This window comes from Xanthomonas sp. SHU 166, from assembly GCF_000364685.1.
In the GTDB taxonomy this organism is placed as follows: domain Bacteria; phylum Pseudomonadota; class Gammaproteobacteria; order Xanthomonadales; family Xanthomonadaceae; genus Xanthomonas_A; species Xanthomonas_A sontii.
Genome location: NZ_AQOJ01000798.1, coordinates 1 through 7,366, shown reverse-complemented (window position 1 = coordinate 7,366; position 7,366 = coordinate 1). Strand labels below are relative to the sequence as shown.

Here is a 7,366-nt window from a genome sequence, read left to right as displayed (position 1 = left end):
CAAACAAAAAAGAAGGCCGATCGAAAGATCGGCCTTCTTTTTTGTTTGGCGCGGGGTTTGCGCAGGCGCTTCGCGCCTACGCCCCACATCTTGCTGCGCAAGATGTGGGCCCCAGCCTTTCCGCTTCCACATCCCCGCGCCTGTCGGCGCGCGCCCTTGGACTCCAAGGGGGCTACTCCACCAGATGGAATGCGGATCGTTGGAAGCAGGCGCGAGCCTATGAACTTCATCGGAAGCATTTCGGCAGCAGGGCGCGCGACCTCGAGCGTGAGGCAGGAAACCTCCCAGCGACCCCGGACCTCCAATCAGGCCGGCGATCGCCCAAGCCCGTAAGCAGATCCAACGAGGCAGAGCCTCGACGACCACCACTGCACCTGCCAGCACAAACCGCAACCCTAGAACGACAAAAGCCCGGCCGAAGCCGGGCTTTTGCTTGGTCCCCAGCAGACTCCCGAGGGAGCCCACGCCAGGCGCGATGGATCAGCGCTTGGAGAACTGGGTGGCGCGACGGGCCTTGTGCAGACCGACCTTCTTACGCTCGACTTCGCGGGCGTCGCGGGTCATGAAGCCGGCCTTGCGCAGCTCGGTCTTCAGGGTTTCGTCGTACTCGACCAGCGCACGGGCGATGCCCAGGCGGATCGCACCGGCCTGGCCGGTGGTGCCGCCGCCGGTGGCGGTGACCAGGATGTCGAAGCTTTCGGTGTTCTTGGTCAGCTCCAGCGGCTGGCGCACGATCATGCGCGCGGTCTCGCGACCGAAGAACTCGTCCAGCGGACGGCCGTTGACGGAGATGTTGCCGGTGCCCTTGCGCAGGAACACGCGGGCGGTGGAGGACTTGCGGCGGCCAGTGCCGTAGTTTTGCGAAATCGCCATGATTAGATATCCAGAACCTGCGGCTGCTGAGCGGCGTGCGGATGCTCCGCACCGGAATAGACCTTGAGCTTGCGGTACATCGCGCGGCCCAGCGGGCCCTTGGGCAGCATGCCCTTGACCGCGATTTCGATCACGCGCTCCGGGTGGCGCTCCAGCGCCTGCTCCAGGCTCTCGGTCTTCAGGTTGCCGATGTAGCCGGTGAAGCGGTGGTACTTCTTGTCCTTGAGCTTGTTGCCGGTGACGACGATCTTCTCGGCGTTGATCACCACCAGGTAATCGCCGGTATCGACGTGCGGGGTGTAGACCGGCTTGTGCTTGCCGCGCAGGCGGCGGGCCAGTTCGGTGGAAAGCCGGCCCAGCGTTTTGCCGGCGGCGTCGACGAGATACCAGTCGCGCTGGACGGTCTCGGACTTAGCAGTGAAGGTGCTCATGATCAGACTCGGTTGGTCGGGCGGATTCCTGCAGCGAACGGCCGGAACTTTGCCACGCGTTGTGAATTGCAAAAACGCAAGAGGCGAAATTCTACGTGGCCCGGCCGGCCGGCGCAAGTCCACCCATGACCGGCGGAGATCGGGCAGGCGGCGCGCTTGGCAGTGCGCCGGCCGGGGGCGAAAATCGGGATCCCCACTGCTTCCGGGCTTCCCCCATGACCGCCAGCCGCCAGCATTCCCCGCTCGATCGCGCCCTGGTCGAGGCCCAGCGCGCGCTGGAGACCGTATTCGGCGACCCGCCGGCGCAGCGCCCCTACCCGGCCGCGGCCACCGCCGATGTGGTGCTGGCGCCGGACGAGCGCCGCCATGCCGCCGGCCTGATGCGCATCAACCACGTCGGCGAGGTCTGCGCGCAGGGCCTGTATTTCGGCCAGGCCGCGGTCGCGCGCGATCCGGCCACCCGTGCGCACCTGCTGGAGGCGGCGCAGGAAGAGACCGACCACCTGGCCTGGTGCGCGGCGCGGCTGCGCGAGCTGGACAGCCGCCCCAGCCTGTTCAACCCGCTGTGGTACGCCGGCAGCTACGCGATCGGCACCCTGGCCGGGCTGCGCGGCGACGGCTGGAACCTGGGCTTCGTGGTCGAGACCGAGCGCCAGGTCGAGGCGCACCTGGACGAGCACCTGCAGACCCTGCCGCCGGCGGACCTACGCAGCCGCGACGTGCTGACAGTGATGAAGGCCGACGAGGCCCGCCACGCCGAGCATGCCGAACAGGCCGGGGCACGACGCCTGCCGCCGCCGATCCCCACGGTCATGGCCGCCGCCTCGCGACTGATGAAGGCCGTCGCCTATCGGCTGTAGCCGCCCGCCGGTCGGGCCGATGCCACCCCGGCTGGCATTGCCGGGCCGATCGCGTTAAAGTGAACGAACGCTGACTGATTCCACGTCGGCGCACGCCGTTCCGGCTGCGGTATCGCCATGTGCCGCAGCCACCGATGTACCCGTGCCGAGTCGCGCCCGCGTGCGCTCCGCCTGCAGACTGTCATGCCCGCATCCTCGCCCCATCTGCCATCGCCCCGGACCCGCTGGTTGTCGCGCCTGCTGTTCGCGACCCTGTTCGCGATCAGCGGCGGCGCCCTACTGCATCACCTGCTCGGCGACTACCGCCAGGCCAGCGCGATCCTGCGCGACCATTCCGTCGCCACCGTCCCGGTGATCGCCGACGGCGCCTTCGGCGTGCAGACCGAGCCACTGGTGCGCTACCGCTTCCACTATGTGTTCGAGAGCAAGGGCCGCCTGCACAGCGGCGCCTTCGAGGCCAGCGGCGCGGAGGCCGCGCCGTTGCTGCTGGACGGCGCCACGGTCGAGATCGCCTACGCCAATGCCGATCCCGCACGCTTCGGGCGCCTGGACCAGCTGCAGCACGCCGGCAACCTCGGCAGCGTGTTCACCCGCGCGCTGATCGCGCTGTCGATCGCCGCCCTGCTGGCGGTGGTCGCGCACCGGCTGCTGATCGGCCGGGTGCTGACCCGGCGCCGCATCGCCGCCGCCTGAGGCCCACGCGCGCGGGCTGCGCTCAGTGCCCGACCAGCTTCAGGCCGATCACCCCGACCACGATCAGGCCGATGCAGGCCAACCGCGCCGGCGAGGCGCTGTCGCCGAACAGGGCGATGCCGAGCACCGCCGTGCCCAGCGCACCGATCCCGGTCCAGATCGCATAGGCGGTGCCCAGCGGGATGTGCTTGAGCGCCTGGGTCAGCAGCCACAGGCTCAGGCCCGCACCGGCCAGGGTGGCCACGGTCGGCCACGGCCGGGTGAAGCCTTCGCTGTACTTCAGGCCGAGGGCGAAGCCGATCTCGAACAGACCGGCGAGCAACAGGTAGATCCAGGGCATTGTCTTTCTCCGTAGACAAATGAAAACGAAAACGGCCCGATGTCTGCACATCGGGCCGCCGTCGGCAGGGGTCGCAGCGCGTGCTGCGGGCGGGCCGTCCCGCCGGTGTGGAGCGCTTACTCGGACAGGTTGCGCCCGTGGAACAGCTCCTCGATCTCGCGCTTGAGCAGCGCCTCGATGCGCATGCGCTCCTTGAACGAGAGATTCTTGGCCTTTTCCTCGAACAGGTACTGGTCCAGGTCGAAGTCCTTCAGGTGCATCTTGGTGTGGAAGATGTTCTCCTGATAGACGTTGACGTCGAACATCTCGTAGCGCGACTTGACGTTCTTGGCCAGGAAGTTCTGGATCGAGTTGATCTTGTGGTCGATGTAGTGCTTCTTGCCCTTCACGTCGCGGGTGAAGCCGCGCACGCGGTAATCCATGATCACGATGTCCGATTCCAGGCTCTCGATCAGGTAATTGAGGGCCTTCAGCGGCGAAATCACGCCGCAGGTGGCGACATCGATGTCGGCGCGGAACGTGGCGATACCGTGCTGCGGATGGGTTTCCGGGTAGGTATGGACGGTGATGTGGCTCTTGTCCATGTGCGCGACCACGGCATCGGAAATGATCTCCTTGCCCGCCGCCTTCTTGTCGATGACCGGCTCCTCGGAGATCAGGATCGTCACCGAGGCGCCCTGCGGATCGTAGTCCTGGCGCGCGATGTTCAGGATGTTGGCGCCGATGATCTCGGCCACATCGGTGAGGATCTGGGTCAGGCGATCGGCGTCGTACTGCTCGTCGATGTACTCGATGTAGCGCTGGCGCTCCTCTTCGGAGATCGCGTAGCAGACGTCGTAGATGTTGAAGCTCAACGCCTTGGTGAGGTTGTTGAAACCTTGCAGCCTCAGGCGAGGCAACGGCTTGACCACGGCGTGGATCCTCTGGAAGTGGGTCGGGGGGAAAGCCAATCAATTATGAGCCAAATGGCCGCGCTGCGAAACGTGGCGTCCGTCTCTTGTTTGCCGCCGCGAACGCGTCCCGTTAAGCTTCGGGAATTACGCCGTAGCGAAGCCGCCATGAGCCCCGGAAACACATCCACTGCAGCACCTGTGCGCATCGCTCCAAGTCCTTTGACGTTGGACACCGCCACCATCGACCGCTTCCTGGCCCACAGCCACCGTCGCCGCTATCCGGCGCGGACGGACGTGTTCAGGCCAGGCGATCCGGCCGGCACCCTGTACTACGTGGTCAGCGGCTCGGTCAGCATCATCGCCGAGGAAGATGACGACCGCGAGTTGGTGCTGGGCTATTTCGGCAGCGGCGAGTTCGTCGGCGAGATGGGCCTGTTCATCGAGTCCGACCAGCGCGAGGTGATCCTGCGCACCCGTACGCCCTGCGAACTGGCCGAGATCAGCTACGAGCGCCTGCACCAGCTGTTCCTGGGCTCGCTGTCGTCCGATGCGCCGCGGGTGCTGTACGCGATCGGCGTGCAGCTGTCCAAGCGCCTGCTGGACACCTCGCGCAAGGCCAGCCGCCTGGCGTTCCTGGACGTGACCGACCGCATCGTGCGCACCTTGCACGATCTGGCCCAGGAGCCGGAGGCGATGAGCCACCCGCAGGGCATGCAGTTGCGCGTGTCGCGGCAGGAACTGGCGCGACTGGTCGGCTGCTCGCGCGAGATGGCCGGCCGCGTGCTGAAGAAGCTGCAGGTCGACGGCATCCTGCACGCCCGCGGCAAGACCGTGGTGCTGTACGGCGCGCGCTGACCGCCATGGGTCGATAGGCCCGGCACGATGGTGCTGAGCGAGACCTTCTACTGGTTCGTGCTGGTCGGCCTGGCCGCCCAGCTGGTGGACGGCGCGCTGGGCATGGCGTTCGGCCTGGTCTCGTCCTCGGTCCTGCTGAGCCTGGGCCTGCCGCCGGCGGTGGTCAGCGCCAGCGTGCACAGCGCCGAGGTGTTCACCACCGGCGCCTCGGGCCTGTCGCACCTGGCCCTGGGCAACGTCGACAAGCGGCTGTTCCTGCGCCTGGCGCTGCCGGGCATGGTCGGCGGGGTCGCCGGCGCCTACGTGCTGACCCAGTTGCCGGGCGAGCTGATCCGCCCCTTCGTCTATCTGTATCTGCTGGCCCTGGCGGTGCTGATCCTGCTGCGCGCAGCCGGCCGTGCGCTGCCGCGCCGCGAGGTGCGGCGGGTGCCGCTGCTGGGTTTCGTCGCCGGCCTGCTGGACGCCAGCGGCGGTGGCGGCTGGGGCCCGGTGGCGACCTCGACCCTGCTCGCCCACGGCGGCCAGGCCCGCACCACCATCGGCACGGTCAACGCCGCCGAGTTCCTGGTGACGCTGTCGATCTCGCTGACCTTCCTGCTGACCATGGGCGTGCAGCACCTGGACATCGTGCTCGGCCTGCTGGTCGGCGGCATGCTCGCCGCGCCGCTGGCGGCGCTGCTGGTCAAGCGCGTGCGCGAGCGCTGGGTGCTGGTGGCGGTGGGCCTGCTGGTGCTGGGCATCAGCCTGTATCAGGTGGGTGGGGCGCTGTATCGGTGGTTGGGGTGAGGCCCGGGATTTGGGAGTCGGGATTGGGGATTCGCAAAGGCGGTCTCCGCGGCGCCTGAAGCCGTTGCGCTGGTGACCCGATCTGCGGTCAGGCCGCGTTCGCTTTTGCCGGGGCGGGCCGCGCGATGATCGCGGCCGGGACGCCGCCGCCGATGGCCGCGCGTCTCGCCCCGCCCTCCCCCCGCGAGACCGCCATGCGCCGTGCCCTTCCGCTGTTCCTGGCCTTGCTGTGCCTGGTGCTGCCGGCGCCGCGCGCGCAGGCCGACGACGCGTTCGCCCGGCTCGGGCGCGGGGTCAACATCCTCGGCTACGACCCGCTGTGGAGCGACCCGGCGAAGGCGCGCTTCCGCCCGCCGCTGTACCGCACGATCCGCGACGGCGGCTTCCGCACGGTGCGAGTCAACCTGCAGGCGTTCGCGCACATGGACGCGGACAACCGGCTCGACCCGACCTGGCTGACGACGCTGGACACGGTGGTCGACCAAGCCACCGCGGCCGGCCTGAACGTGATCCTGGACGAACACGACTTCCACCCCTGCGCGGCCGACGCGGCGGTGTGCCGGACCAAGTTGCTGGCGTTCTGGAGCCAGGTCGCCCCGCGCTACCGCCATGCGCCGCCGTCGGTGCTGTTCGAGATCCTCAACGAGCCCAACGGCCAGATGACCAGCGCGATGTGGAACGACCTGCTGCGCGATGCGCTGCAGATCATCCGCCGCGACAACCCGACCCGCACGGTGGTGGTGGGCCCGGCCAGCAGCAATTCCTTCACCGCGCTCGACAGCCTGCGCCTGCCCGACGACGATGCGCACCTGCTGGTCACCGTGCACTACTACAACCCGTTCCGCTTCACCCACCAGGGCGCGCCGTGGGCCCCGGCGGATATCCGCGACCACACCGGCGTGAGCTGGGGCAGCGCAGCCGACCGGACCAAGCTCTACGGCGAGTTCGACCGCATCGCGGCCTGGGCCAAGGCGCATCACCGGCAGGTACTGCTGGGCGAGTTCGGTGCCTACGAGCAGGCGCCGCCGGCCGATCGCCTGGCCTGGACGGTGGCGGTGGTCAACGCCGCCGAGAAACGCCATTTCGCCTGGGCGTATTGGGAGTTCGAGGGCAGCTTCGGCGCCTACGACATCGACCGCGGGCAATGGATCGCGCCGCTGCACCATGCGCTGGTGGGCAGCGACAGCGCTTACCGCGGGGCTGCCGGCGGCTGATGCCGGCCTTCCCCGCCGCGGCGCGCCCTAGCGGGAACCGACGACCTCGCCGGCGCGGTCGCGGCAGCCCCAGTTGAGGATCGGCGTGCCAGACGGCAGCAGCCGGCGGAACACCGCCACCGCGCCGTGCTTGGGATTGACCACCACCGGCGCGGCCGCGGCCTGCAGCAGCGGCAGATCGGCGGTGCTGTCGGAATAGGCCATGGCGATCTCGCCGTAGCCCAGTTCGCGCAGCATGCGCATCTTTTCCTCGTTGTGGCAGTGGCGCGTGGCGGTGACCGCACCCAGGCGCGGGCCGATCAGGCTGCCGACCACCGGCACGTCCTGGTGCGCGACGAAGCCGAGGATGGCGCGCGCCAGTTCCGGCGGCGCACCGGTGGCGACCACCACGCGATCGCCGGCGGCGCGGTGCCGGGCGAAC

General features: G+C 68.5%; 10 protein-coding genes. 5 read left to right on the top strand and 5 right to left on the bottom strand.

What is annotated here, in order from left to right; translation table 11 throughout:
• Positions 1-480: 480 nt before the first annotated feature.
• Together rpsI and rplM are read right to left on the bottom strand one after the other, a co-directional pair.
• Positions 481-873, bottom strand: coding sequence for a 30S ribosomal protein S9 (gene rpsI, locus D180_RS18540; RefSeq protein WP_010341421.1), 393 nt, complete (start codon positions 871-873; stop codon positions 481-483).
• A gap of 2 nt (positions 874-875) precedes the next feature.
• Entirely contained in the window at positions 876-1,304 is a 429-nt protein-coding gene (gene rplM / locus D180_RS18535) for a 50S ribosomal protein L13 (protein ID WP_010341420.1), read from the bottom strand.
• Positions 1,305-1,519: 215 nt separating this feature from the next.
• On the opposite strand from rplM, the gene coq7 reads away from it, so the two are divergent.
• Complete coding sequence (gene coq7, locus D180_RS18530) at positions 1,520-2,164, top strand: 2-polyprenyl-3-methyl-6-methoxy-1,4-benzoquinone monooxygenase (RefSeq protein WP_017913963.1); 645 nt, start codon at positions 1,520-1,522, stop codon at positions 2,162-2,164.
• A 228-nt stretch (positions 2,165-2,392) separates the two neighbouring features.
• Positions 2,393-2,857 carry a hypothetical protein gene (locus D180_RS18525; RefSeq protein ID WP_017913962.1) on the top strand — a complete coding sequence of 155 codons (465 nt, stop codon included), beginning with the start codon at positions 2,393-2,395 and terminating at the stop codon, positions 2,855-2,857.
• A 22-nt stretch (positions 2,858-2,879) separates the two neighbouring features.
• Here D180_RS18525 and D180_RS18520 read toward each other — a convergent pair whose 3' ends face one another.
• Complete coding sequence (locus D180_RS18520) at positions 2,880-3,197, bottom strand: multidrug efflux SMR transporter (protein WP_017910331.1); 318 nt, start codon at positions 3,195-3,197, stop codon at positions 2,880-2,882.
• 116 nt (positions 3,198-3,313) lie between these two features.
• Positions 3,314-4,108, bottom strand: coding sequence for an adenosylmethionine decarboxylase (gene speD / locus D180_RS18515; RefSeq protein ID WP_017910332.1), 795 nt, complete (start codon positions 4,106-4,108; stop codon positions 3,314-3,316).
• 147 nt (positions 4,109-4,255) lie between these two features.
• Here speD and crp point away from each other — a divergent pair, with 147 nt between their 5' ends.
• The 3 genes from crp (at position 4,256) to D180_RS18500 (ending at position 6,945) form a co-directional block, all read left to right on the top strand.
• Positions 4,256-4,945, top strand: a complete 690-nt coding sequence (gene crp / locus D180_RS18510) for a cAMP-activated global transcriptional regulator CRP (protein ID WP_010341415.1) — start codon at positions 4,256-4,258, stop codon at positions 4,943-4,945.
• 27 nt (positions 4,946-4,972) lie between these two features.
• Positions 4,973-5,731: a sulfite exporter TauE/SafE family protein gene (locus tag D180_RS18505; protein ID WP_017913961.1), complete on the top strand. Its 759-nt coding sequence runs from the start codon at positions 4,973-4,975 to the stop codon at positions 5,729-5,731.
• A gap of 194 nt (positions 5,732-5,925) precedes the next feature.
• Positions 5,926-6,945, top strand: coding sequence for a glycoside hydrolase family 5 protein (locus tag D180_RS18500; protein ID WP_232760582.1), 1,020 nt, complete (start codon positions 5,926-5,928; stop codon positions 6,943-6,945).
• Between the two features lie 27 nt (positions 6,946-6,972).
• Here D180_RS18500 and D180_RS18495 read toward each other — a convergent pair.
• Positions 6,973-7,366 (bottom strand): haloacid dehalogenase-like hydrolase (locus D180_RS18495; RefSeq protein WP_017913959.1); only part of this gene is annotated, 394 nt, incomplete at its 5' end.

Coding starts and splice junctions, on each gene's coding strand:
- D180_RS18505 (WP_017913961.1), top strand. CDS start 4,973: ATGGTGCTGAGCGAGACCTTCTACTGGTTCGTGCTGGTCGGCCTGGCC.
- crp (WP_010341415.1), top strand. CDS start 4,256: ATGAGCCCCGGAAACACATCCACTGCAGCACCTGTGCGCATCGCTCCA.
- rpsI (WP_010341421.1), bottom strand. CDS start 873: ATGGCGATTTCGCAAAACTACGGCACTGGCCGCCGCAAGTCCTCCACC.
- coq7 (WP_017913963.1), top strand. CDS start 1,520: ATGACCGCCAGCCGCCAGCATTCCCCGCTCGATCGCGCCCTGGTCGAG.
- D180_RS18520 (WP_017910331.1), bottom strand. CDS start 3,197: ATGCCCTGGATCTACCTGTTGCTCGCCGGTCTGTTCGAGATCGGCTTC.
- D180_RS18500 (WP_232760582.1), top strand. CDS start 5,926: ATGCGCCGTGCCCTTCCGCTGTTCCTGGCCTTGCTGTGCCTGGTGCTG.
- rplM (WP_010341420.1), bottom strand. CDS start 1,304: ATGAGCACCTTCACTGCTAAGTCCGAGACCGTCCAGCGCGACTGGTAT.